This is a genomic window from Alkalihalobacillus bogoriensis ATCC BAA-922, assembly GCF_000621445.1.
Lineage (GTDB): Bacteria > Bacillota > Bacilli > Bacillales > Bacillaceae_F > Bacillus_AO > Bacillus_AO bogoriense.
On the sequence record NZ_JHYI01000013.1, the window covers coordinates 123,841 to 149,672 of the forward strand.

A 25,832-nucleotide genomic window follows, 5' to 3' on the forward strand; every position below is an offset into this window, starting at 1 on the left:
TTTCTTTTTTTGTTTGAATCCATTGTTATCCAATAGTTTATCACGAAATGTAAGAAAACGAATAGAAATAACGACTTATATGTAAAAGATCCCACCTTCATTTTCACAAACAAAGGTGGGATAAACCATTATTGTTTCACAACGGAATGTTGTTCAAATACTTCTGTCAACAATGACATGCCTTTTTCTATTTTATCAGGAGTGGAATGTGTAAAATTCAATCGTAGTGTGTTTTCTTTTCCTTTCCCTGCATAAAATGGTCCTCCTGGAACATACGCTACCCCTTTTTCGACAGCAACAGAAAGCAACTCAGTTGTATCTACATGATCAGCTAACTCTAACCAGAAGAACATCCCACCTTTTGGGACGACATAAGATAACCCTGGAAGATTAGCCTTTTCTAATTCCCCTAACATCACTTTCATTCGCGCATAGTACTCTTTCTTTAGCCGTTCAATATGGCCGTCCAAATCAAAATCTAAACATAAATGATAGAGTGCTTGTTGTGCTAATGAATTCGAATGGAGGTCATTAGCTTGTTTTGCTTGAGCCATAATACGAATTAGCTGATATGGACCTGTAATCCAGCCTGTTCGTACAGCAGGAACCGCAGTTTTAGAAAACGTACTCGTGTAAAGAACATGTGTACCGTCATCTAAAGAAGCAATCGGATGATACACTTCCTCGTCATGAAATTGAATATCACCATACGGATCATCTTCAAAAATGACGACATGATATTTATGAGCCAATTCGAGTAATTGCTTTCTTCGTTCCATTGACCATACTTTCCCACTCGGATTGGAAAATGTCGGGACAACATACACACATTTCGGTCGATATCGCTTCATTTTTTCTTCTAAATCATCTGCAATCATCCCATGCTCATCTGATTCAACCCCAATGACATGGGCTTCGTAGGACTCAAATACTTGCAATGCTGCTAAATACGTCGGGTTTTCAGCTAAAATGACATCACCCGGATTAAAAAACACTTTAGCAAATAAATCAATCGCTTGTTGAGAACCTGTTGTTAATAACACATCATTAGCTGAAAAGTTGCTGATTCCTTTTCGTTTCATTCGATCAACAAGAACTTCTCGTAACGGCATAAACCCTTCTGTTTCATTGTATTGTAACGCCTTTTTCCCCGATGCAAAGGTTTTATTATATGCTTCTTGCAACCCTTCGAGCGGAAACAACTGCTCATCTGGTAATCCTCCAGCAAACGAAATGACATTTCCTTGATTCACGACTTTTAAAATATCACGGACCGCTGATGACTGTAAATGCCGAACTCGTTTTGAAAATGCGTATTTCATTACACACCCACCTTAATAATTTTCCGAATTTTAAAATAATACTACCTTAATTACAAGAAAAGTCAATTCTTTTTCGGGAAAAACTCTATTATTAGCAAAAGAAAGTCGCCTACATTTTCGCTGGTGCTTGTATGCCTAGTAATCGTAAGCCTTCTTTTAATACGACGGTAACCGCGTAAACAACAGCAAGTCTCGTAGATTTCTGTTCGGTCTTTTCTAGAATTTTCGTTGTCGCATAATATTTGTTAAATATTTGTGCAAGATCGACAACATATTTGGCAACAACCGATGGTTCATTATGACGATAAGATCGTTCAATTACTTGAGAGAACTTCATTAACTCCTTTAAAATCGGCCACATGTCATCCTCAACTTTAAGGTCTACTTCTGAAGGTGTATATTCTCCTTTCCGTAACAAAGAACAAGCTCTTGCATGTGTGTATTGTACATAAGGACCGGTTTCACCTTCAAACTGTAACATGTCTACTAAGGAGAACTCGACATCATTCATTCGTTCATTTTTTAAGTCATGGAACATAATCGCTCCAACACCAACTTGTTTTGCCACTTCCTCTTTATTTTCCAATCCTTTGCTTTTCACATCCATTTGGCTTTTCGCTAGAGCAATGGCATCGTCGATTACTTGTTCCAATAACACGACTTTTCCTTTACGTGTGGACATCTTTTTCCCGTCTTTTAACATCATTCCAAACGGCACATGAGTCATTCCTTGTGCCCACGAATATCCTGCTTTTTCTAATACTAAAAATAATTGTTTAAAGTGCAGGCTTTGTTCATTCCCTACAACATACAAGACTTTATCAAATTGATATGCTTCTTGACGGTATAGTGCCGCTGCGACATCCCTTGTAGCATAAAGCGTTGCTCCATCTGATTTTTTTAATAAACATGGTGGCAGGTTTTCGTCAGTGAGCTCCACAACTTTTGCCCCATCAGATTCAGTGACTAACCCTTTATCTTCAAGAATCGTTAACGCTCGGTTCATTTTATCATTGTAAAAGGCTTCACCATGATAGGAATCAAACGAAATTCCCATCAGCTCATAAATCTCCATAAACTCTTTTAAAGATTCTTCTTTAAACCATGTCCACAAATGCTGGGCTTCTTTATTTCCTTCTTCTAACTTTTTAAACCAGCTTCTTCCTTCCTCAACTAACGTTTCATCAGCCTCAGCTTCTTTATGAAATCGCACATATAAAGATAAAAGCTCCTGAATCGGGCGCTCCTTAACTTTCGTTTCCTCGCCCCAAAGTCGGTAGGCTGCAATGAGTTTTCCAAACTGCGTTCCCCAATCACCTAAATGATTGATTTTCACAACGTTAAAGCCACATTTTTCATAAATTTGTGCCAATGCATTACCAATGACTGTAGAACGTAAATGGCCCATGGAAAATGGTTTCGCAATATTTGGTGAAGAAAAATCGATTACCACTGTTTTTCCTTCACCTATTGATAATTGACCATACGTTCCTTTTGTTTCGATAATTTTCTTAACGATTGTTTCACCAACTTTTTTCTTTTGTAAAAATACATTCACGTAAGGGCCTGTAGCTTCAACTTTTTCAAATAGCGGATGTGTGATTTTATTCGCGATATCCACAGCAATTTGCTGGGGAGCTTTTCGAAGCGATTTAGCTAGACTAAAACATGGAAATGCTAAATCTCCCATCGTGTCATATTTCGGTCGTTCGATTGCTTCAAAGATGACTCCTTCCTCGATTTTGTTGTCACATGCATCATATACACATGTTGCGACGAGCTTTTTATAATCCATCTGTTTCCCTCCTTCAACATAAAAAAAACTCGCCTCTTCCTAAAGAAGAGACGAGTTTAATCGCGGTACCACTCTACTTGTAGTTTAATAACTACCAGCTTTCTTTAATAACGAGGATGTCCCCGGCAAGCTCTACTCCACTGTTCAAGCTGCTTCTCCAAAGTGCGCTTCATTATTTAGTGTACGTTAGGCTTCCACCGTCCCTAACTCGCTTTCGCATTTCTAAATAACTACTTTCTTTTTCATAGAATGTGTTCTTTTCATTTTCTGTTATTATACTCATTTCAAAAAAAATTGCAACTACAGAATTCATTCTTCTTTTTTCGTTAATGTAATGACATTTATTTCTGGAGGATTAAGAAACCGAAATTTCAAAAACGAAATCGCATCACTACTTCCTAAGCCAGCACTGACATATTGTTGGATTCCGTTGTACTCCCATAAGCCCTTCACCCGGTCTTGTGGAGGGAAATAGCCTGAATTATCATACCATGGTTCAGGAACAAAAAGTGCTCCAACAAACGGAAAGCGAATTTGGCCTCCATGATAATGTCCTGCTAGAATCAAGTCGAACTCTCTCATCGTTAACAACGGATCATCTTCAATCGCATTCATTCTCCTATCCACAATCGGATAATGGGTTAACCCTATCATCACATCGGATTTGGCTTGGTTATAAAAGCTGTTCATCTCGGTGGCTAATGTTTCATGATAGTCATAATACTCTTGAAACGTTTCAAATTCATACCCTATTTTTTTTGCAATTGCATCTAAGTAACTATCTTTCTCCTGGATCGCTAATTCAAATTCAACAAACGACAACCGTGCTTCACCGACATTAACAGAATAGACAGCATCAACCCAATGAACTCCTCTTTCTTCCATCCCAAGGCGAAATGGTGTTTTTTCAAATGGTTGGAGAGGGTGTGGTCGTGTGTATCCTAATGGATCTGTATTTCCAGGAACAAACAATGCTACGTCTTTGTTCGTTATTCCATCTAGTAACGTGAAAAACAACTCATATTGGTCACTTTCGCTATTATCAAGCATATCACCTGTAAATAAAATCGCATGGTAATGTTGTTCGTTAATGAGGTCGATTAACCTCTTCTGTTGTTTTCCAAACTCTTTTTCATGCAAATCTGATATTTGTAACAATGTAAAGCCTTCTAGCTGTTCTGGTAAATCACGGATTTCAACTTTTTCGTGAACGACGATTATCCGTTCATTATCCCAAATCGTATAACTAATTAGGAAAAGGATAAACCCTACGAACACTGTGAAAATTATTTTTGTTACTTTCCTCACCATTTCCTCCTAATATCTATGACATTAATTCCGCTTGTTTTGAAAGCAAATGGTTAAATCGGCCATGCTTTTCTTTCGCAAGAGCCTCAAACTCCCCTCGTTGTATGACTTGACCTTTTTCAAGAACAACAACTTGGTCAGCATGTCGGATTGTTGATAGACGGTGAGCAATAACAATAACGGTCATTTTTCCTGTTAATCGTTGCAATGCTTCTTGAATCTTCACTTCATTTTCAGTATCTAAAGCGCTTGTCGCTTCATCTAAGATGAGTACTTTCGGTTGGCGCAAAATCGCACGAGCTAAAACGACCCGTTGTCTTTCTCCACCAGACAAGCGAACGCCTCGATCACCAATTTTCGTATCTAACCCATGAGGAAGTTGCTTTACAAAATCAGCCGCTGAAGCAAACGATAACGCTTCCCACAACTGTTCCTCTGTCGTATTTTCATCTACAAGCTGCAAGTTTTCTCGAATACTCGCATTAAATAAAAATGGCTCCTGAGGAACGTAACTTATCGAGTTACGCCATGCTGGTAATGTGGACTTTGTTAAAGGTTGACCATCAATAAGAACTTCTCCCATTTGTGGTTGATTTAACCCCATTAACAAATCTATCAATGTACTTTTCCCGGCCCCTGACCGACCTACTACCGCTGTCATTTTCATTGACGGAAAAATCACATTAATATTTTCTAGCGCATAGGACGGACTCTCCTCATGATAGCGGAAATACACATGCTGACATTCAATACCTTCAGTTAATGCTACTCTTTCCTTTGATTTCCCTTCGATTTTATTCAGTTCTGCCGCTTGTTTTGTTTCTTGTTGTAGTCGAATGACATGACCGAAAGCGGGAATTGCCGAAGCAATATGTTCAAGCGAGGATTGAATGCCTGTTACCCTTGGCCACAGTCTCGAAAAAATGATGAGAATGACCATTAATTGTGCTCCTTGACTGTTAAATAACTGAACCGAAACAAAAATAAATAAAGCAATGAACAAGGTTGAGGCTACTTTATAATTAAATTGAGAAGCGGTTTTTAATTTCGTATACGCCACTTGCTCTTGATGCAATTGTTTTGTAATGTCTCGATACCAGTCCATCCTCGATGCTTCTAATGTATTGCTTTTTATATCTTTAATACCGTTCATTTGGTCTGTAATTCCACCTAAATAATCTTTCCCTAACTCATATGTTCTGTTTCCTAACGCAAGAGACTTCGATAAAAATTTACGTGAAAATAACAAAAGAAACATCCCACACAGTAAAACAAACACGGTAATCGATGGGGATAACCAAAACGCTAGTAATATTTGAATAATTGTAAAAATGAAGGAGGTTATAAGCTGTAAAAATGCATTTGTGCCAGCACTCGCTCGGGCAATTTCTGCTGTTATAATATTGATTAAGTCTGATTTCCTATTTTTTAAAAAATATCGCCAATTGGCATTAAGAAGGAGTTCATACGTTTGTACTCTTAGATGACGGAGAAACCCATGTTGGATTGCTGCATTTTTAATACTTACAACCCGTTGAATCCACTGATGACTTATCGATAGGACAATAAACAAACTTAATATAATAGCAAGACCAGCTGTTGTTGGTAATGCTTGAAAATAACGATAAGCCGCATCAAGTGGCGTTCCACTAAAATCTAATTGAACGAGTCCTGTCATCCCAAGTAAAGGAACTAATAATAATAACCCAATTCCATCAAGTAAACCAACAAAAATCATCGCTGCCATATTCCAATATAATGTTTTTCCCGCATACTGTTGGATTTGTTTATAAAAATAAAAAAGAGACTTCATTTTGCATACCTCCCTGTCGCGGTAGGCTTTTTCATTTTACGCCAAGCCCATAGAAGCGGACGTAGCGGGAAATATAAAAAGTGTAATGATTTTGGTAATGGTAATGTGGCTGCATCTTCTGGATAGGGGAAAAACCAGCTAGCAACATATAGTACTTTTCTTTCCATTGACATTAACGAATACAAATGACGACTATGAAAAAGTGAAACATCTTTTGGAAGAGGTGGGGTATGAAGATTGACCTTTCGTTCAAGATAAAACATCGCTTCTTCTGCAAGCTTTTGTACCCGTTCTTTTTCTAAAAACCACTGTAATTCTGTCGGTATTTTTGTATGAAACAGCTTGTTACTCAATAACATCGCCTGTCCAACAAGGTGAACGGCTTGTTGTTCAAACACCTGGTTTGTCTTCACGATAGAGTCCTTCACTTTTAAAAAACGGTCAATATCCGCTAACCAGCGCAGACGTGACCAACCATGCCTTGCCCCATGTGACACAAGAAAAATAAATAAATCTTCTTGACCTAAAAAGTAAACAGGAAAAGTCGTAAGAGTGCTTTGTTGTTTACGTTCCCACAATTTATAAAAATGAGGTTCTTTTCCTGGACCAGGATGTAACCTCCAATGAATTTCAAGTTTAATCCCTGTAACAGGGTGATAATACGTGACATGATGATGGCGCCACCGCCAATCTTCAAGTACCGTTTCAATATAATCATCTTTTTCATACCCTTGTTCAATAAGCAGTGCTTCCGCTTGTGGCAATTTTTGAATGGGGATTAAAAAATCTAAATCTCCTGATGTACGCATAGATATATCCCCGTATAAATACTGTGCAATTACAGGTCCTTTAAGAAATAGTAATTCAATCTGATTTTCTATAAATAATCGACTAACACGCTCCATTTCAGCACTTAACTGAAGCATTTGAATCGTATTTCTTTTATAATAGGAACCTAGTGTTTCAATAACAAACGAAGGTATAACAGTAGAGTTCAATTGCTTTACTAATCGATATAGCGACGGATATAGGCGGTGGTGTAAAGCGTAATCAATAAAAGTGTTCCAATCTATTTCTTTATCAGAAGCTAGTTTTTCGATTTCTGATATTGACGATTGTTTAATGATTTCAATTAATAATTTTACTTCTTTTGGTAGTGTTGAAAGGTTCACTTTTGCCTCGTTATTCATTTTGCACACCCACACCTTCTATCTTTTGATTAACAAATTTTTGTGCAAATGTCGCTACTACAGTAAATTGCTCTTTCCCCTCAGAGCCTGTAATCACGTATGGTCCACTTCGTAACCATGCGTGTGCGATCATATTTCCACCCTCGTCTTTACCCGTTCCTAAATAAAGGGTGCTTTCAATTTTTCGGCGTTTTAACATTTTCATCGCTGCAATCGCTTGGACAAGGCATTTACTTTCCCAAAACGTATAACGACTCATTATTGTAATCGTATCAGCCACTTGCATTTGTACTTCTTTCCTCTTGCCATCATGTGTGTAGCTCGTTTCATTCATATGTTCACCTAATGTAGGCGCAACCTTTGAAAATGGGACAAGCTTTATAATACGAGCCCAACCTAATAGAAAGTAGGCTTCTATCATCATTAGCTTTGTTGTTCTTTCTAATGATAAAAATGTCCTTAGTTTCTGCATCCTACTTCCTCCTTTTCCAAATGAAAATATAAGCTTCTCTATACGTTTGTTTCTATTAACCCTTCACTTTGTAGTTGATTTAAAAATGAAAGTACTTGTTGCTCACACACTTCTTTTTCCACGTCATAGTCAATTAGAAGACGAGACACAATATCTGTAATAGAAGTAGGTGTTGTAATAAGTTCCCAAATTTCTCCTCCCATCAACCCTAAGTTAAAATACTTTCCTTTCGCTACACTTAACATAACTTTTTCTCCGTCCATGTCAGTGACAATATTTCCTTGTCCTTGTACAACAGTATTTGATAATGTTAATCCATCAATTTGATTCACAATAATCCCCCATTTCAATCGTTTCTATAATCGTTTCTACTAGTTCATGTGCGGTAAAAACAGTTGATGAATTTGGGCGCTCTAGTTGATATAGGTCACAAGCTTTAATAATGTTGGCTGAAAACGCAAAATGCCAATCCATTAACTGTAATTGCGGGACCATAAAGCCTCGATACGTATGGTAGAAAAGCTTATGAAATCGTTCTAGCTTCGTAATCGGCTTCAATGTCACTCTATCCGTCTCTGTTTTCACAAGCTCAAATATCCCTTTTAACGGTAACGCTTTTTGTTCAAACTGTGATAAAACAGGAATCGCAAATTTCGTTTCTCGTTCTACGATCGGACGATATGCCTCCGCATCCATTCCAAATTCGTCTAAGCTTTGTATCCAAAGCTTTTGCTGTGGATAAGCAGGTGTCACTACAGGGGCTTTGTCAGAGGATAGTGAAAGTGCAATAACGTCATCAGTTAGGAGCTTATATCCTTTACTTAAAAATGCAGCCGCTAATGTTGATTTCCCCGCTCCTGAATCACCAACAATCGCATATGCATTTCCGTTTATAGCAATGGCACTTCCGTGTAAAGGGAGGACGTTTCGTTGCATTAACAAAATTCCCATGCAGGTGCCGAGTACATAAATTCTGATATGATCTTCTGAAACGCCGGGCATTGGAGAGATAGTGATTCGCTCCCCTTGTTGAATACTGTAAATCGCCACATCGGGTACATGAAATAAACATTCCGTTTCGTTTATAAAAAAGTAATCATCTGGACTTGCATTTTCATTCCAAACCGCTGTTAAATCTGACAGTGTAATATAAAGGTCAACATTCCCCAGTTCATAAACTGTCATTTTATGTAACTCTGGAAGAGGAAACTCACTTACAATGCGAAGTCCAAAAGCTTCATAGCCACAATTTTTTTTCGTTGTCTCTAGCATACAATCCCCTCCACTTCTTCTTTCTAAATTTTTTCCCTTATACTTTTTAAGTATAAGGGCTTAATTATCTCCTTTAGCTATCAAGAGGATTTCCTCCATTGTCTAAACAACTAGCATTAGAGCGACCAGGATGAGTTTCAGATTTCCCATCAGAAACATCAAAACAATCAGCATTGGCATTTCCAGGCCCATTAAATGTCATACTGACATCAAGTGTTTCTAACATTGGTTGGTTCCATGTTTTCTTCATCTTTATCACCTCCCTTCAAAAATGATGATGAAAAAAGCGAGCAACTATGAAACAACGAGTTGCGATTTTATATTCATCTTTTGTTATTAACTCTGGTTCTCTTTTTTTCTCAAGAACTGATATTGAGTTTTTTAGTTTTTTCATATCTATCATTTCTTTTAAAACAGAATCGTTAGATATTTGCTTTAATTCATGTATAAACTCATTCCAATGTGGTTGCATTCTTTGAATCGTATCCGCACCTTGAAACCCTCGTTGATGTTGGTTGGTGATAATTTTTTTCGGAAGTCGGTGATTCATCGCTCTTCGAATTAATGATCTTTCAATACCTTTAGCAACATATTGTTCTTCTGGGACAGCTAAACAAAACCGTATAACTCTTATATCATTTGTTGGGTCCCTATCCCATAACGAGTAGCGTAAAGATAATTTCGTTCCAGCTACCCCACTTTTATTCCAAGGAAACAGCTGTTGATAATACCAATTCCGATAATTGTTTAAGCCTTTGACTGTTACTCCAAATTGGTCCATATGATAAAGAGCTAATTTATCGTAAACTTTTGTTTTTAAAGAAAATCCTTCATTAATAATAGCTAAAGAGTTTTGGTCAGTTTGCTGTTTATATCCTCCTCCAAAGGGAAAAGGAAATGCTTTTTTTGCTATATAGGGTAGAACTATTGATTTCCCAGTTCGATGCTGGTGACAAAACTCGTTTAACTGTTGATTTAATCGCATCCACTTCAGCTTTTTTAGTAAATTAGTATAATACTCATATGTTAAATTCCAAGATCCCCAAGATATTGAGTGATTTCCTCGTGCACCATTTAAAAGCACTTTCACTCCCTTTTTATGGGCTCTAGAAGTGATTCCATGTAGCCAATAGGCATTTTCAAAAAATTTATAAGGCATTTCCAAGACAGATAGAAACTCTTCGACTTCTTCAAGCGGATTTTTATTCTCAAACGATAAATATTCATCTTCAATATTCCCTACAAAATTAACGGTTTCTTTTATCCACGATCTTTCATCTGGAATATAATCATCGGAAGTCCAATCCGTAAATCCTTCCATTGGAACAGAGCTAAACGTATTCAATTTCTTATTTTCCTGCTTTAATGCATTTGCTGCAAAATACACAACTGAACCTGAATCAAGTCCACCGCTTAAATGGGAACCAACATGGCCTAGCGTTCTTAGCCTACTTTTTACAGCCTGATTTAACACATCCCGAAAAGCTTCTTCATACTCTTCATTATTCTTAAAAGTTAGTCTTTCAGTTTCTGGGAAGGTGAAATATCTAGTAACGGTTACTCTTCCATCCTTCACTGACAAGCAATGAGAAGGGGGAATTTGATAAATCGATTGATACGGTGTCGCATTCATATCTACCGCTTCTACCATCGTTGGTATAGCTAAAAACTCAGCTAACCACTGTTCATTCATGCTCTTTTTAATAAAAGGTAAAGTGAATAGCGGATTTATTATCGTACAAAAAGCAAAGAAGTTTTTATTATTAAAGAAGTAAAGGGTTCGTGCTCCAGAAAAGTCTCTCGCACCAAACAACTTTTTTTCTTTTATATCCCAAATTATAAATGCAAAATCTCCAATAAGATGTTTTGGTACATCTTCTCCCCATTTTGCATAAGCCAATATAATAAGTTGACTATCTGGCATTGTTTTTCTCATTGAATGCGGGATTTGTAATCGGTCAAATAACTCATCACGATTATCAATGATTGCATCCGAACAAATGACAAGTTGCCTTTCACTATCGTAAAAAGGTTGTGGTTCATGTTTCGATTCCGGTGTAATCCATTGGTGTAAACAAGAGAGAAACACACCTTCATCTTCCCACTTATTAAAACTGTCAAAAGGAAAAGATGACATAACGTCCATTACATTAGAACCGTATGATTCAGGTATTGTTGAATGTTGGTGTGAGATGATTCCTAAAATGGCACTCATGTCTGTTTTCTCTTCCTTTCTCTCGTTCTTTTTTAAGAACATTCAAAGTATAAAAAATGGAGGTAATTACTTTATTACCTAAAGTCGCTTTTTAATATCTAATTTCTTTATATTGAACTACCAGATAAAAAATAAAATGTAAAATTATATCAATGATGTTCTTAATAAAGAATTCTATATTAATAAAATAACATAATTTCTAAACTTGTCAACAGGTATAATCAAATAAGAAAAACGCGGGAGCGTCTTTTCGTTTCAAGCGAAGTGTGGAGCCCTGCCCGCTTTTAACAGTGAACCCCAAGTGCTCTTCTAGAATAAGCTTTCAAAGCTTCACTACTAGACCAAATTTTTATGCTTTCTTATTTTTAAAAAAAGAAAGCCTCCGTAAGAGGCTTATATTTTATTAATGAAAAAAAATTACTCTTTAACTCCATGTCAAATCTTCTCTCGGTGTTCCATCTGGATAAGTTTGGTCAAGATGATCCCCATTATTTGGATTAGCCATCGTCATTTGTACTTCTAACACTTCTAGTGATGGTGTTTGCCATTCTTTTTTCATAACATCACCTCCTTTCAAGAAAAAGTTTTAATAAAACGAGATAATATAATCGTTCTCATTAATAATTTTATATGTGTATTCACAGCGTCATTAGAATCGAATTCTCTAGTAGCGATGTTCTCGCGTGCTTGCTCTATTACTTTAGCATTGACGTACTTAAATAACTCTTCATCCTCTTTCAACTCATCTACCTCTACTAAAAATTTTTCCCAATGTGGTTTCATTCGATGAAGCCAGTCAGTCCCTTGTACGCCACGATTTTTTTGATTTAAACGAATTCGATTAGGTAAGTAATGCTCAGTCGCTCTCCGTATTAATGCTCTATCAATACCGTCTTGAACATATTGTTCTTCTGGTACGGACAAGCAAAATTGAATCACACGTTTGTCATTTGTTGGATCTCTTTTCCATACTCCATGTTGTAATGACAGTTTACAGTCCAATGTATTTGTTGCATTCCAATGGAAAACATCTTGAAAATGCCTTATGCGAAGTTCAAACATATCATTCGATTGAAACCAACCAGTCTCACCTATTCCGAATTTCTTTAGCTTTTCATACACGTTTGTCCTCTCAGCAAAAGCAGGATCAATTATTGTGGGCAGTGTATAATATGAATTATTTGAGAACATTCTTTCTACAGAAGGAAAAGCTAGCTTCAATATTGTTGGAATTCTTCTAAATCGAGCGCCACCAGCACGTTGGCTATACATATGTAACTCTTTTGCAAGTCGAATCCACCTTAAACGCCTTACTAGCAAGGCGTAATAACTAAGAGCATGCCCCCAAGAAATCGTGAAATTCCCCCGACCGCCTGATAATAGAATTCCAATGTCTCTTTTTTGGGCTTCTTCAAACATCCCTTTGACCCAGAAAGAATTTTCAAAATATTTATAGGGCATTTCTATGTCTGATACTAACCCATCGATCATGGAGTATGAATCTTTTTGGTTAAAATCAAAATAAAAATCTTTAACTCCCCCAACAAAACGAACAGTTGATTGAACATTCGGCTTTTCATTTGCCACTAAATGTTTCGGAGTAAAATCGGTAAAATCAGCTGGTGGAATATAACTAAAGGTCATTAGTGATTGCTTTTTAGACTGTAACTCTTTTGCTGCAAAACTTACGACAGAGCCCGAGTCAAGACCGCCACTTAAATGGGAGCCAATTTTTCGAAACGTTCGCACTTTAGATTTCACCGCTTGTTGAAAGACATCATGAAAAGCTTCAACATATTCATGATCCGATTTAAATTTCATTTTTTTAGTTCGTTGAAATGAACAATACCTAATTTCCTTTACCTTATTCTCATTGCAAAAAATACTATGAGATGGTTGAACTTGATATATATTTTGATATGGTGTAATTGAAGCATTTGCGGTATCAACTACAGCTGTTATCGCTAAGTATTCTGCTAACCAATTTTCATTTAGAATTTTTCTTTGCTCAGAATAACAAAACAGCGGTTCGATCGTTGTACTAAAAACGATAATATCGTCATTGTAAAAATAATATAATGTTCGAGTTCCAGAGAAGTCACGAGCAGCAAAACAATTATTGTTTCGCTCATCCCAAATGACAAAGGCATAGTCACCAATTAAATGTTGCAGACACTGCTCTCCCCATTTGTCATAAGCTAGTAAAATTAACTCACAATCTCCTATGCTGTTTCTCCTCTTTCTTTCAACCTGCAGTAAATCAAATAACTCATCCCGATTATCAATAATTGCATCTGCTGTAATCGCTAATTTTCTTTCTTTGTCGTAATATGGATTTCGTTCATTAATTGATTCTGGCGTAATCCATTGAGCATGACAGCCGAAAAAAATCTTATTATTGTAAATTGTTTGGTGAGCGTTAGCCGGATACTTTTTAAAGCAAGCCATCATATTACTAGCCTTCTCTATATCGATGTCATTTTTTCTTCTAGAGAATATCCCTGCTATTGCACTCATCACAAACTCACTCCTTTGTCCAACCACTTTTCTTGTTCTTTATTAAGTACGACATTTCCATTAAAATTCCTTTTTAAATTAAAACTTTTTTTGTTACACGGATTGTATTTCTTTTTCATAGCCTAGTGGATTTGTTTTTTGCCAGCGCCATGCATCTTCACACATTTCATAAAGCCCTTTTGTTGCTTTCCAATTTAATTCCTCTTTTGCTTTAGACGGATCCGCATAACTTACTGCAATATCCCCTGGTCTTGGATCAACAATTTTATATGGAATAGGCTTTCCGATGACTTGTTCAAATGCTGAAACAACATCCAATACACTATAACCAATTCCTGTTCCTAAGTTATAAGCATGAACCCCGTTATTTTGTACAACAGATTCAAGTGCGCGTAAATGACCGTTTGCCAAATCGACAACATGAATATAATCTCTTACTCCAGTACCATCATGAGTCTTATATTGATTTCCAAATACTTTTAATTCTTGTAATCTACCAGATGCAACTTGAGTAATAAAAGGCATTAAGTTATTAGGAATTCCATTCGGGTCTTCACCAATTAACCCACTTTCATGTGCTCCTACTGGATTGAAATAACGAAGAAGAGCTATACTCCACTTTGGATTCGCAATGGACAAGTCTTGTAATATTTCTTCAATCATTTGCTTTGTTTTTCCATATGGATTTGTCGCTTGTAGTGGCAAATCTTCCGATAAAGGAACTGTTTCCTGTGCACCATAAACCGTTGCAGATGAACTAAACACAATCTGATGAACACCGTATTTTTCCATGACGTCACAAAGTAATAAAGTCCCCGTGATATTATTATGGTAATACAAGAATGGCTTTGCTACTGATTCCCCAACTGCTTTTAATCCAGCAAAATGAATCACCGCATCAATTTGATGCTGAGAGAAAATCGTTTCTAGTAATTGTCGATTAAGTAAATCGCCATGAAAAAACTTTATATCTTTACCTGTAATTTGTCTAACACGTTGTAGAGCTACATGACTACTATTCGATAAGTTATCAATGACTGTAACGGTATGACCCGCGTTTAATAACTCAATACAAGTATGTGAACCGATATAGCCTGAACCACCTGTTACTAGAATGTTCATGGACTTTTCCCTCCCCTTAAAAATAAAAAAGCTGTTATGTAATTAACATAAAGCTTTTTTAAACAGGTATTTTATTTAGAAGCTTTAACAATAACTTTTTAGGCCCTTGTTTCTTATAAATGCGTTTCCCTTTGTTATATAAATAGTCTACATTTTGACTTTTTATAGCCTGTAAATATTCTTCTGGCAAGACCTTATTAGCCGCTTCATTTTTTGTACACTTCAATACAATCGGATGATTACAATATTCTTTAATTTTCAACTTGATTTCACTTTCATTTTTACTACTTAAAAATAAATTATATAAACACGTTTCAAATGTATTTAATAACATGATACTAATTCCATTCATCTCTTTTTGAAATGTCGGTTGATAAAATTGTTGAATGACTTCTTCTTGGATTAAATATCCATTAATCATATCTTCAAAAAGATAGGGCATAAACTTACTCGTAAAACCACCTGTACGATAATAATAAAGTGGCTCATTAATAACTTTAACCTTGTTTACATTCAATAATACTTCCATATTATAAAACAAGTCTTCACCCATAAATTTTATTTTATCTAAATATCTACCAGATGTTATTAACTTCTCTTTTTTATAAAGTTTAGCGAATAGGGATGGTGAAAATGCATGCCCATGAAGAAAGGCTTCAACAAGCTTATCTTTAATTTCATTTCCTTCATAAACTTTGTTATTATAATAGTGACTTTCATTTGCTCGCTTAAAAATATAGCCATTACCGAATACTTTATATGTTTGACAAGCTGTAACATCTGCTTGATGGAGTACTATTTCACTGTATAGTTTTTCAGCCATTTTTCTATCTATCCAATCATCGGCATCGACAAACATTACATAAGGTGAAGTTGACTCCCCCAAACCCCGCCTTCTTGTTTTAATACTACCTTCATTCTTTTTTTCAATCAGTTTTATCCTTTTATCCATCCTTGCATACTCTCTACACAACACCGCACTGTTATCTGTCGACCCATCATTTACTAATATAATTTCAATGTCTTCTAAACTTTGAAACACTATAGACTCGATACATCTTTTTAATGCTTTTCCAGGGTTATAAATTGGAACAATAATGCTAACCTTTGTCATTTTCCCACTCCCTTACTTCCCTTCACCAACAGTCAAGAGGTGTTCTTCAAATTGTTTTATGGTTTTATTATAGGTGAAGTAACTACTTCTCTTTGCACTTTTCAATGCAAAATATTCAATTTCGCTAGGATTACTTAGAAAGTGTCTCATACCATCTCTAATACCTTTTTCACTATTTTCAGTTAGAAAACCGTATTCTCCATTGTTAAGAAGTTCAACAGACCCGCTGCAATTTGTACTAATAACTGGTAAACCTAAAAGGATTGCTTCAGCAATTGACATTGAAAACCCTTCTGTTAAAGATGGTGATATATATATATTAGCTTTCTTCATATATTTATAAGGATTTTCTTTAAAACCAAGGAAAACTACTATATTCCTTAAAATATTGTTTTGATTTACAAATTCCTCTAAGTTCCTCCTATCAGGTCCATCTCCAATTAGTAGTAAATTAAAGTTGTATCCTTCGTTTATCAGACATAAAGATGCCGCTAACAGCCTTTTAATCCCTTTTTCTTGACTTAATCTAGATGAACAAACAAATGTTACTTCTCCGTTAAATTCATAGTCTTTAACATTTTCATTTGCAATTTTCTCAAGTTCAGAACTGTTAATCGGATTATATTGAACATAACACCTTTCTTTTATATTAAACTTACTACAAAAATTAGCTTTTGCATTGTTAGTTAATAGCAATATTCTATCAAACTTATAGTAAGCTCTTTTTTTATTTATCGCTTTAATTGTGTTCCATAGAGATTTTTTTTCACTCCTAAAATGATCTAACCCTCCATGTACCCACATAATTTTTTTACATTTCAACAAGCTAATTGGATATGTAAAAACATCTTTTGTTGTTATGACAACATCATACTCATCTTTACATATAAGCCTTTTAAAGATACTTGGAAAAAACATTAAAAGGTAGTAAATAACCCTTTTCATATACCAAGCTACATCACCATTAAATAAGTATATAATTTTTATATTCTTTGGTAACTTAGATATATTGACCTTATCGCCATCTACTTTATATAAGATAAACAACGTAATATCAAACATTGTACCTTTCAAACCATTTAGTGTATTAACAAGTACCTTTTCCACACCACCAATTGCCATTACATCTGTTACAAAGAGAATTTTCTTTTTATTCACGTTATACTCCTTTTTTAATTAAAGTAATTACATTATTGACAGTTTATCTTTATATTGAGATGATATTAATTTTCCTTTATTTAATGTAAAAACAATATCACACTTCTCTATTGTACTAAGTCGATGTGCAATAATAATAAGCGTTTTATTTCCCGTTAATCCATATACAGCCTTCATTACCTCATTTTCTGTCTGATTATCTAACGCCGATGTTGCTTCATCCATAAATATAATTTGAGGATCATGATACAATGCACGAGCAATTCCAATTCTTTGGCGTTGACCACCTGAAAGTCTAACTCCCCTTTCACCTACAATTGTATTTAACTGTTCTGGGAGTTCTTTCACATAATCCATGAGTTGAGCTTGTTCAAGAGCTTTCCATACTGCCGATTCGTCAATTTTATCTTTATCTATACCAAAAGCAATATTTGAGCGAATGCTTTCGTCTGATAAAAAGATACTTTGAGGTATATACCCAATATTTTTTTGCCAGAATGATAGTTGAGTATCTAAAAGAAGCCCATCTACTAAAATTTCACCCTTATTAGGTTTTAGTAACCCTAATATAATATCCACTAATGTCGTCTTTCCCGCTCCGGATTCTCCAACAATACCAACTGAAGAGCCTATAGGAATTTGCAAATTAATCTCCTTTAACGAAGCAGTATTTTGTAAAGGGTATTTAAACGAAACATTCTTTAATTCTATCGAGTGCTTATATGAGGTCTTTTCTATTAAACCCTTATTCTCTTTTTTATCAAGCAATAAATTATTTGTGTATACCCCCTCATATAAATCCCTATACACAATAGATAGTGCAGGTTGACTATAACGGATTGTATTAACCATAGAGATCACTCTATTAATTGAAGGCATTAAACGAAACGCAGCCATCGCAAACAATGCTAATGTTGCCAAGAGATTCGATGTATTAGTTCCTTGAAAAATAATGATTACCATGGTTATTAACACAACAGTAACTACAATTGTCTCTATAAAAAGTCTAGGTGCATGTTCTAACATATTTTTGAATCGTAAATTATTTGCACTAATTTGACTATATTTAGTATATGCATTAACAAAAAACAACTCTTTTCCAGTAACTTTTACTTCTTTACTTGCACCTAAACCTTGGTTCACCCATTTAATCATTTTGCCCGTCACTTCTTGTTGCTCTTTCCCTAAACGTGAAACTTTTTTTCGGAAAAACTTAAAAAATAAAAAAACACTACCACCTAATAATAAAGTAGCAGTTAGTGTAGCTAATGGTGCTACTGTGAGTAATAAAATTAAAATACATATTATTACTAGGAATTCAGTAATTAAATAAAAAGATGACATAACAATCCCCTGAAAAACTTTAGGAACTTCCTCGTTTACATTTCTCAATAACAATGCCGAATTTTGTTGGATATGAAATAAGTAGGGCTTAGATAGATATTCTTGAAATAAATTTCTTGATAACTTCACTTGTTGATTTAGCACTACTCGATTCTGTATATAGTAGAAGAGAAGTAAATACAAATTCTTAATTATATAAATACTTAATAATAAAACTGCTAAGAAGAATGTAAAACTAGCTGTTGACTGAAAATTAAAATATTCATAGACAATGGACAACGCTCTTTGTTCTTGAATTATTTCAGGGTTGGTCACAACACTAACAAAGGGGACAATTAACCCAATTCCTACAGTCTCAAAAAAAGCAGCTATAATCATTAAGAAAAAAATAAGTATTAATTTCTTTTTTTCTTTTTTGTTAAATAACCTTAATAGTTTAATAAATGCTTTTTTCACTTTACACACCCTAACCTTTTAATTAATTTGTTGTCAAAAGGGCTTCAATTTTTAATATTTCACTTTCAGTTCCAACACTCTCATCCTTTAAATTTTCAATTATGTTAGAACATAGTTCCTTATTATCTATCAGCTCTTTTATCCCTTTATATAAGGATTCAAAATCCATATCTACTATTAAGCCGTTAGCTCTATTTTTTATCTGGTTTTTTACAACAGAAAAATTAGTAGCCACTATTGGCTTTTGTAAAATACGTGCTTCTGCAATCGCTAACCCGTATCCCTCATTTCGAGAAGGCTGAACGTATAAGTCACACTGCTTTAAATAGCTGTAAGGATTTTTAGTAGTTCCTAGAAATATAAAAGATTCTTCTAGTTTGTAATCCTTTACTTTTTTACTTAATTTTTCTCTAAGAGCACCTTCTCCTATTGCATACCATTTAACCTGATAACCATTCTCCTTTAATAAATGACAAGCTTTTATTGCCATATCATAACCTTTTTGATGAACTAAACGTCCTATGGTAAGAATTTTAATACAATCGGTTTTATCACTGAATCCTTTATCTTGATTTGTCATTTCTAAAATTAATGAAGGAGAAATAATATCATAAATAACCCTAACTTTTGACTTTTGACAAGGTAATTCCTGAACAAACACTTCTTTACATAATTCTGAAACAGCAACAATATTATAAAAATGTTTATAAAAATCTACGTCAAATCTTTTATTATAGTTTGCTACTTTGTAATTTGTATTAACCCAAGCTATTTTTTTTGTTGCAGTTACTTTTTGTGCAACATAGTATGTAGGCATTCCTTGACTATATGCAATAGCTATATCATATTGATTCTTATGGTTATCGACTTCAGATGAAAACCATTTCCATGTTATTTGCGACTTATGTAACTCTACAAATGGATTTCTGTAAAATATTGCTGCTAGTAATCTCAATATCCCCAACTTCATTTTTCTTTCAAAAAATAGTTTTTTTATCGGAACCGTAAACTTCTCCATAAACCTGGGCCTTGCTAGAACCTTTACTTCCTTGGGAAGTAAGGGCAAATATAACCCTTTTGGAACAAACATCAATAACTCAACGTCAAACTTACTATAATCAAACGAAGAGAGGAGAGAGATTAAGCTTTTTTCAGCTCCACCACTTCCTAATGAATCAATTACAAACAATACTTTCTTCCGCATTATTAAATCCTTTCTCATGATCAAGAACTTTCTGAAGAAATTTTTTTGACACCTCAATTTTATTAGCCATTATTTCTCTACAATCGTCAAAATCAATCGACTCATTAAGCAAATCTTCATTAAATGAATTAGTAATAAGTCTATCTTCTAAATTAAGGGCTCTTAATAAATCTCTCATCCTTGTATTAATTGCTTCTTTTCTATTTACAATCGCAAAGTCCTTCTCAAAGATGATAGAAAAAACAATTGAGTGGAATGAATTTGATATTACAAAATTTGCATCTCGGATTAAAGAAATAAAGACATCTGGTCCATCATATATAAAAGATTTATGAGCGTAACTCACCTTTGTTGATCCGATAGCATAAATCTTACATTTTCTTAACTTACTAATACTTAGTGCAATTTCCTTTATAATTTCACTATCTTCAAAATCATATACTACTAAGAATCTTTCAGACAATTTTGTTTGTGCAAGATTATTCCAATCATTTCTATTAAGCAAAAAAGCTGGATCGACAACATTCACAACATCTTTAATGCCCATTTTCTCTAATAGTTTAACACCACTTGATTCTCGTACACTAATGTAATCAAGGTTATTAACCCTTTCCTTAACAATTGGTTTATATTCATTTCGGATATCATCAGTTGCAAAACTAGCGGCGTAAGATGCCTTAATTTTTTCACTAGGAACAAATTGCAAATAAAATGCAGGATCTTTCCCATTTTCATGTAAACAATTCCAAATTTGGTCACTGCCACAAAGAAAAACATCGGCCTCTGGTGTATCCTCTTCTAATTGTGAATTGGTTTCGTATTTCTTCGATGTTAGCTTTAAATTGTTTGAGGTAAATTTATCGAAAGCTTTCTTTCTCTTCAATCCTGGTACTCTTAAAGGAATTTTAAGTGCCAAATAAGTATATTTTATAAGTATGTTTTTTTCCCACTTTGGGTTATCTACACTAAATAAATTATAATGATTACTTAAATAATTCGGTTTATAGTTAATTATCTCAACTTCATGTCCACAATTAAGAAGATATTTCATTAAGGCATACGCTTGTAAGGAAGCACCGTGGTTGTATACATCATGGCATGTTATCGTACATATTTTCACTAATTTCACTACCTTCTTTAATTAAATGATAAAGTCGATTTATCTCTTTTTCGTTCCCAAAACTCAGACTTAAACAATTTTTTATTATAGTCTCTCTTCTCTCTTTCTGAAGATATAGTTCTTCAATGGATTTTGCGATACCATTAAAAGATAACTCACCAATAATGCTACCATCAAATCCTTCTCGAACTTGACTAGCGGCTGTTTTATAATTTGTGATTAGTACTGGTATGGCTAAAATCTGTGCTTCCACTACTGTCACCGCCTTCCCCTCATACCGTGATGGCTGAACATACAAATCAGCAGCCTTCATATATGGATAAGGATTGACTTTTTTTCCGAGAAGGATAAAGCAATCTTCTACACCGTTTTCTTGAATCATTTTCCTTAACATAGCCTCGTCGCCACCATATCCAACGACATACCATGCAATATCGTTGTATCCTTTTTCCTTTAACTTTTTCATGGCCAATATCGCATTATCAATTCCTTTTGCATGAGACAATCGTGCGACTGTGACGATTTTAAATCTTGGGTCTGAATCCATTGGAAACGGTACATCTTTATCTGCCATTTTTTTAATAAATTGCGGGGACGTAAGGTTTTCCATAACGGAAACTTTCTTTTCAAGCATTGGATATTTTTGAAGAAAAGCATCCTTACACGCATCTGATACAGCGATTATATAGTCAAAGCGACTCCACATTTTGATATCTCGTTTCACATTTGTTGTAATTGTAGAGTAATCCGTATGAATCCAGGCAATCTTCTTTTTAGCCGCTACTTTTTCAGCAACAAAATCATGTGGCCATAAATAACTAATCGCTACATCATATTCTTTCTTTACTTTAGGTAAGAACGGTAAAGTATACTGCCACATGAGTTGCATTTGGATATACCCAGGTTCTTTTATCTTTTTCCGCTTTCCGTCTAGTTCAGCGTGGATTTTCGACAGCACTCTTGAGCAGCCAATTCCTATATAGCCATCCTTTACTGTTTCAGAAATGGATTTCCGAAACGTCGTATAAGGTTTACATTCTTCTAGTAGATTGACTTGCTGTGGTAAAAGTGGAAAAAAATCGCCTTGGTGGCGATGTAAGAACAAGTCAACTTTATATGTTTCATAATCAAAATTTTCTAGTAAACTGATTAAACTTCTTTCGACTCCTCCAATTTCCATGTCGTAAGAGGCGATTAGTATGTCCTTCATCTTTATCCTCCTACACTTTCGATACTATTTTGCGAAGGCGGGCTATATTCTGACCTCCGATGACTTTTGCTAATGTTGTTTTCATATTACTTTTCACTCTAGCTTTTAACGGTAGCCAGCTTTTGTAGTAGTGGTGCATCGCATAGGTTTCCTCGGTCTTAAACGTCTGACAATTAATATAGTCGTAAGGTGAAAAATAGGTTTGTGGATAAATAGTCCCTACGCCATCGATTGTTTGTTTTTGCCCATTTTGGACGAGACCTTTTGCTTTCAACATTTTCGTTACAACAGCTACATTCGTTATGTCATCGACTGAATGGTCTTCCTTTATAAATTCTCTTTTCTCATAGGAGTCGAGAAATGATTTAATAAAAGGGTGATGTTTTCGTGCTCCAATTGTACTTGTGGCAATGAAGTTTTCTTGTTCAAATCCCCAAAACGAATCTTCTTGTAAAAACGGGGTAAATGACTGAAAAACTTCTACATCAGTATCTAAATAAATCCCTCCATTGTGATATAGTGCGTGAACACGAATGTAATCACTAACAAAGGCATATTTTTTTTGGCTATACGCCTCTTTCACATATTGGTTTGAATCAAGATTGACATTCGATTCATTCCATTCTTTTATTTCATAGTCTGGAAGATGTTTTTCCCAACTTTCGAGACATTTTTTAACTAACGCTGGCTTATCATTTCCGCCAAACCAACAATAGTGGATGATTTTTGGGATTTGCTTCTCGTTTATAGCCATCTTCTCACACCCCTCTACTTAACCAACTTTTATATTTTGTTTATAAAATGACTTCACACAATGGATGACCCGCTCTAAATCTTCTTCACGTAAATTTGACCCTGATGGAAGACAAATGCCGGTTTCAAATAGTCGTTTCGCAATATCCTCATGTTTGTCATGTGAATAAAAACGAGTTCCCTCAAACAACGGTTGTAAGTGCAACGGTTTCCAAACCGGACGAGCTTCGATATTTTCTTCTTCCATGACGACTAGCAAATCAGAAACGGAAAAGCCGGTTAACTGTTCATCAATCGTTAATGCTGATAACCAACGATTAGATTTGGTTCCTTCTAGTTCAGGCATAAAAAAGAGCCCTGGAAGATGGGCTAAATGTTCATAATAATATTGAAAAACTTCGCGTTTCGCTTGAACCCGTTGTTCTAACACTTCAAATTGTCCTCTACCAATGCCAGCCAACACATTGCTTAAGCGGTAATTATAGCCGCGCTCAACATGCTCATAATGAATCGTTTTTTCTTTTGCTTGTGTCGCCAAAAATCTTGCTCTAACAATGGCTTCATTATCATTTGATACAAGCATGCCACCACCAGATGTTGTAATGATTTTGTTTCCATTAAAGGAAAAAATCCCATAATAACCAAACGAACCACTTGCCCTTCCTTTATATTGAGAGCCTAATGATTCGGCTGCATCTTCAATTAAAGGGATTCGATATATTTCACACAATGACATAATCTCATCCATCTTTGCACTTTGACCATATAAATTCACTACAATTATGGCTTTTGGAAGCTTTCCTTCACTCGCTGCTTCCTGTAAAGCTTTTTCTAATGCTTTCGGTGACATATTCCACGTTTCTGGTTCTGAGTCAATAAAAACCGGCTCTGCGCCTTGATATAAAATAGGGTTTGCACTCGCTACAAACGTAAGCGTAGAACAAAAAACGATATCCCCTTTTGTAATATTTAATAAAGAAAGAGCTAAATGAATCGCAGCAGTGCCCGATGTAAGAGCAACGGCCCCTTTTACTCCAACATAATCAGCTATTTCTCTTTCAAATTCATCCACATTCGGTCCGAGTGGTGCAATCCAATTTGATTCAAATGCTGTTTGAATGTACTTCTGTTCATGACCACTCATATGGGGGGAGGATAAATAGATTCTTTTTTTATCAACTTCATTCAACAACTTTAAACACCTCCCACTTTTGTGTGCCAATAATTTTTGCCGGTACACCAACCGCTGTAGTATATGAAGGAAGATTCGTTACAACAGCAGCTCCAGCACCAACAATGGTCCATTCTCCTACTGTAACATTTGGGATAACTGAAGCACCAACACCTAACTGCACACCTTCTTTTATTTCAACTGTACCTGCCGCTGTCGCATTTGGTGAAATATGAACATAATCTTCAATGATGCTATCATGTTCAATCACAGAATTTGTGTTTACAATAACATGTGAACCAACTTTAACACTCGCATTAATCGTCACATTTGCCATGACAACTGTTCCACTTCCAATCGCTGCACTTGGGCTGACAACAGCAGAAGGATGAACAAGAGTGACTACTTGAGCATCGGTAAGTTGAAGTTGTTGTACGATTTTTTTACGAGTTTTATTGTTTCCAATCGCTACGACTACTTTAGCAGGTGAACATAAGTGATGAATGTCTTTAAAAGCAGCTAATGGTCCATAATATAGACTATCTTGTTTGTCCATGTCAGGGAATTTATCATCGACATAGGCCACGATTTCATAACCTTTATTAGCTTCAATAATATCGCGAATTACTTTGCTATGTCCCCCATGTCCAATTACAATTATTCTCATCCCGATCCCTCATTTACAGATGAATTTCCACTGAATTTTTCGACTGTCACATGACCTTCCTGGTTAATCCCTTCCGACTTTATTACTTTAGCAACGGTCATAAACAAGATTTTCAAATCAAGTAAAAAAGAATAATGGTCTACATACCAAACATCGAGCGTAAATCGTTCTTCCCATGACACTGCGTTACGGCCATTGATTTGTGCCCATCCTGTAATACCTGGACGTACTTGATGACGTTTCCGTTGTTCTTCGGAATACAAAGGCAAATATTCCATTAAGAGCGGACGAGGTCCGACAAGACTGATATCCCCTTTTAACACATTAAGTAGCTGTGGCAATTCATCTAAGCTAAACTTTCGTAACAATAGACCAAATGACGTTACTCTCATTTCATCAGAAAGTAAATTTCCATCCTTGCCTCTTTCATTTGTCATCGTTCTATACTTAAACAATGTAAATGGCTTTTCATGTAGTCCTGGTCTAACTTGCTTAAATAAAATCGGTGTTCCTAATTTTACTCTTACTAATACTGTGACAATTAAAAAGAGTGGCAGCAGTAAAACAATTAGAAAAAAAGAAACGATAATATCAAATAATCGTTTCATG

Annotated in this window: 23 protein-coding genes and 1 other annotated feature; all 23 genes read right to left on the minus strand. The window is 35.2% G+C overall.

Annotated elements, in window-relative coordinates:
• Window positions 1-128 precede the first annotated feature (128 nt).
• Window positions 129-1,322, minus strand: coding sequence for an aminotransferase-like domain-containing protein (locus tag T323_RS0106420; protein ID WP_026672538.1), 1,194 nt, complete (start codon window positions 1,320-1,322; stop codon window positions 129-131).
• 109 nt (window positions 1,323-1,431) lie between these two features.
• Window positions 1,432-3,117 (minus strand): arginine--tRNA ligase, encoded by a 1,686-nt coding sequence (argS, locus tag T323_RS0106425; protein ID WP_026672539.1) that lies wholly within the window; start codon window positions 3,115-3,117, stop codon window positions 1,432-1,434.
• Window positions 3,118-3,160: 43 nt separating this feature from the next.
• Window positions 3,161-3,372, minus strand: a binding site (T-box leader).
• Between the two features lie 54 nt (window positions 3,373-3,426).
• Window positions 3,427-4,425, minus strand: a complete 999-nt coding sequence (locus tag T323_RS0106430) for a metallophosphoesterase (protein WP_026672540.1) — start codon at window positions 4,423-4,425, stop codon at window positions 3,427-3,429.
• A gap of 16 nt (window positions 4,426-4,441) precedes the next feature.
• A complete protein-coding gene (locus T323_RS0106435) occupies window positions 4,442-6,238 on the minus strand; it encodes an ABC transporter ATP-binding protein (RefSeq protein ID WP_026672541.1) in 1,797 nt (598 codons plus the stop codon).
• Window positions 6,235-7,428, minus strand: a complete 1,194-nt coding sequence (locus tag T323_RS0106440; RefSeq protein WP_026672542.1) for a nucleotidyltransferase domain-containing protein — start codon at window positions 7,426-7,428, stop codon at window positions 6,235-6,237. Before T323_RS0106440 ends, T323_RS0106435 begins: the two co-directional genes overlap by 4 nt.
• Window positions 7,421-7,900 carry a lasso peptide biosynthesis B2 protein gene (locus tag T323_RS0106445; RefSeq protein ID WP_026672543.1) on the minus strand — a complete coding sequence of 160 codons (480 nt, stop codon included), beginning with the start codon at window positions 7,898-7,900 and terminating at the stop codon, window positions 7,421-7,423. Before T323_RS0106445 ends, T323_RS0106440 begins: the two co-directional genes overlap by 8 nt.
• Window positions 7,901-7,938: 38 nt before the next feature.
• Window positions 7,939-8,235: a lasso peptide biosynthesis PqqD family chaperone gene (locus T323_RS0106450; protein ID WP_373279326.1), complete on the minus strand. Its 297-nt coding sequence runs from the start codon at window positions 8,233-8,235 to the stop codon at window positions 7,939-7,941.
• The gene (locus tag T323_RS0106455; RefSeq protein ID WP_026672545.1) at window positions 8,219-9,172 is read right to left on the minus strand and encodes an aldolase; all 954 of its coding nucleotides are present in this window, start codon (window positions 9,170-9,172) and stop codon (window positions 8,219-8,221) included. The genes T323_RS0106450 and T323_RS0106455 overlap by 17 nt, the downstream gene beginning before the upstream one ends.
• Before the next feature lie 73 nt (window positions 9,173-9,245).
• Window positions 9,246-9,422: a paeninodin family lasso peptide gene (locus tag T323_RS28735; RefSeq protein WP_156942406.1), complete on the minus strand. Its 177-nt coding sequence runs from the start codon at window positions 9,420-9,422 to the stop codon at window positions 9,246-9,248.
• A 15-nt stretch (window positions 9,423-9,437) separates the two neighbouring features.
• Window positions 9,438-11,387: an asparagine synthase-related protein gene (locus tag T323_RS0106465; protein ID WP_026672546.1), complete on the minus strand. Its 1,950-nt coding sequence runs from the start codon at window positions 11,385-11,387 to the stop codon at window positions 9,438-9,440.
• Between the two features lie 424 nt (window positions 11,388-11,811).
• Window positions 11,812-11,946: a paeninodin family lasso peptide gene (locus tag T323_RS28740; RefSeq protein ID WP_156942407.1), complete on the minus strand. Its 135-nt coding sequence runs from the start codon at window positions 11,944-11,946 to the stop codon at window positions 11,812-11,814.
• 14 nt (window positions 11,947-11,960) lie between these two features.
• The gene (locus T323_RS0106475) at window positions 11,961-13,904 is read right to left on the minus strand and encodes an asparagine synthase-related protein (protein ID WP_026672547.1); all 1,944 of its coding nucleotides are present in this window, start codon (window positions 13,902-13,904) and stop codon (window positions 11,961-11,963) included.
• Window positions 13,905-13,997: 93 nt separating this feature from the next.
• Entirely contained in the window at window positions 13,998-15,026 is a 1,029-nt protein-coding gene (gene galE, locus T323_RS0106480; RefSeq protein ID WP_026672548.1) for a UDP-glucose 4-epimerase GalE, read from the minus strand.
• A gap of 58 nt (window positions 15,027-15,084) precedes the next feature.
• The gene (locus T323_RS0106485) at window positions 15,085-16,140 is read right to left on the minus strand and encodes a glycosyltransferase family 2 protein (RefSeq protein WP_026672549.1); all 1,056 of its coding nucleotides are present in this window, start codon (window positions 16,138-16,140) and stop codon (window positions 15,085-15,087) included.
• A gap of 12 nt (window positions 16,141-16,152) precedes the next feature.
• Window positions 16,153-17,298 (minus strand): glycosyltransferase, encoded by a 1,146-nt coding sequence (locus T323_RS0106490; RefSeq protein WP_245613695.1) that lies wholly within the window; start codon window positions 17,296-17,298, stop codon window positions 16,153-16,155.
• Between the two features lie 27 nt (window positions 17,299-17,325).
• Window positions 17,326-19,098, minus strand: coding sequence for an ABC transporter ATP-binding protein (locus T323_RS0106495; protein WP_026672551.1), 1,773 nt, complete (start codon window positions 19,096-19,098; stop codon window positions 17,326-17,328).
• Window positions 19,099-19,120: 22 nt separating this feature from the next.
• On the minus strand, window positions 19,121-20,302 hold the full coding sequence (locus T323_RS0106500; RefSeq protein ID WP_026672552.1) for a glycosyltransferase: 1,182 nt from the start codon (window positions 20,300-20,302) through the stop codon (window positions 19,121-19,123).
• The gene (locus tag T323_RS26145; RefSeq protein ID WP_051556410.1) at window positions 20,274-21,422 is read right to left on the minus strand and encodes a polysaccharide pyruvyl transferase family protein; all 1,149 of its coding nucleotides are present in this window, start codon (window positions 21,420-21,422) and stop codon (window positions 20,274-20,276) included. Before T323_RS26145 ends, T323_RS0106500 begins: the two co-directional genes overlap by 29 nt.
• The gene (locus tag T323_RS26150; protein WP_051556411.1) at window positions 21,394-22,632 is read right to left on the minus strand and encodes a glycosyltransferase; all 1,239 of its coding nucleotides are present in this window, start codon (window positions 22,630-22,632) and stop codon (window positions 21,394-21,396) included. Before T323_RS26150 ends, T323_RS26145 begins: the two co-directional genes overlap by 29 nt.
• Before the next feature lie 10 nt (window positions 22,633-22,642).
• Entirely contained in the window at window positions 22,643-23,386 is a 744-nt protein-coding gene (locus T323_RS0106515; RefSeq protein WP_026672553.1) for a glycosyltransferase family 32 protein, read from the minus strand.
• Between the two features lie 18 nt (window positions 23,387-23,404).
• Window positions 23,405-24,529, minus strand: coding sequence for a DegT/DnrJ/EryC1/StrS family aminotransferase (locus tag T323_RS0106520; RefSeq protein WP_051556419.1), 1,125 nt, complete (start codon window positions 24,527-24,529; stop codon window positions 23,405-23,407).
• 37 nt (window positions 24,530-24,566) lie between these two features.
• Window positions 24,567-25,223, minus strand: coding sequence for an acetyltransferase (locus tag T323_RS0106525; protein ID WP_026672555.1), 657 nt, complete (start codon window positions 25,221-25,223; stop codon window positions 24,567-24,569).
• Window positions 25,220-25,831, minus strand: coding sequence for a sugar transferase (locus T323_RS0106530; RefSeq protein WP_026672556.1), 612 nt, complete (start codon window positions 25,829-25,831; stop codon window positions 25,220-25,222). Before T323_RS0106530 ends, T323_RS0106525 begins: the two co-directional genes overlap by 4 nt.
• Window position 25,832 lies beyond the last annotated feature (1 nt).

Excerpts from the sequence above, each read along its gene's own strand:
- T323_RS0106520 (WP_051556419.1), bottom strand. The coding sequence starts at position 24,529 with ATGAGTGGTCATGAACAGAAGTACATTCAAACAGCATTTGAATCAAAT.
- T323_RS0106445 (WP_026672543.1), bottom strand. The coding sequence starts at position 7,900 with ATGCAGAAACTAAGGACATTTTTATCATTAGAAAGAACAACAAAGCTA.
- T323_RS28740 (WP_156942407.1), bottom strand. The coding sequence starts at position 11,946 with ATGAAAAAAGAATGGCAAACACCATCACTAGAAGTGTTAGAAGTACAA.
- T323_RS0106500 (WP_026672552.1), bottom strand. The coding sequence starts at position 20,302 with ATGCGGAAGAAAGTATTGTTTGTAATTGATTCATTAGGAAGTGGTGGA.
- argS (WP_026672539.1), bottom strand. The coding sequence starts at position 3,117 with ATGGATTATAAAAAGCTCGTCGCAACATGTGTATATGATGCATGTGAC.
- T323_RS0106455 (WP_026672545.1), bottom strand. The coding sequence starts at position 9,172 with ATGCTAGAGACAACGAAAAAAAATTGTGGCTATGAAGCTTTTGGACTT.
- T323_RS0106525 (WP_026672555.1), bottom strand. The coding sequence starts at position 25,223 with ATGAGAATAATTGTAATTGGACATGGGGGACATAGCAAAGTAATTCGC.
- T323_RS0106440 (WP_026672542.1), bottom strand. The coding sequence starts at position 7,428 with ATGAATAACGAGGCAAAAGTGAACCTTTCAACACTACCAAAAGAAGTA.
- T323_RS0106420 (WP_026672538.1), bottom strand. The coding sequence starts at position 1,322 with ATGAAATACGCATTTTCAAAACGAGTTCGGCATTTACAGTCATCAGCG.
- T323_RS0106435 (WP_026672541.1), bottom strand. The coding sequence starts at position 6,238 with ATGAAGTCTCTTTTTTATTTTTATAAACAAATCCAACAGTATGCGGGA.
- T323_RS0106530 (WP_026672556.1), bottom strand. The coding sequence starts at position 25,831 with ATGAAACGATTATTTGATATTATCGTTTCTTTTTTTCTAATTGTTTTA.
- galE (WP_026672548.1), bottom strand. The coding sequence starts at position 15,026 with ATGAACATTCTAGTAACAGGTGGTTCAGGCTATATCGGTTCACATACT.
- T323_RS0106475 (WP_026672547.1), bottom strand. The coding sequence starts at position 13,904 with ATGAGTGCAATAGCAGGGATATTCTCTAGAAGAAAAAATGACATCGAT.
- T323_RS26150 (WP_051556411.1), bottom strand. The coding sequence starts at position 22,632 with ATGAAGGACATACTAATCGCCTCTTACGACATGGAAATTGGAGGAGTC.
- T323_RS0106515 (WP_026672553.1), bottom strand. The coding sequence starts at position 23,386 with ATGGCTATAAACGAGAAGCAAATCCCAAAAATCATCCACTATTGTTGG.
- T323_RS28735 (WP_156942406.1), bottom strand. The coding sequence starts at position 9,422 with ATGAAGAAAACATGGAACCAACCAATGTTAGAAACACTTGATGTCAGT.
- T323_RS0106465 (WP_026672546.1), bottom strand. The coding sequence starts at position 11,387 with ATGAGTGCCATTTTAGGAATCATCTCACACCAACATTCAACAATACCT.
- T323_RS0106485 (WP_026672549.1), bottom strand. The coding sequence starts at position 16,140 with ATGACAAAGGTTAGCATTATTGTTCCAATTTATAACCCTGGAAAAGCA.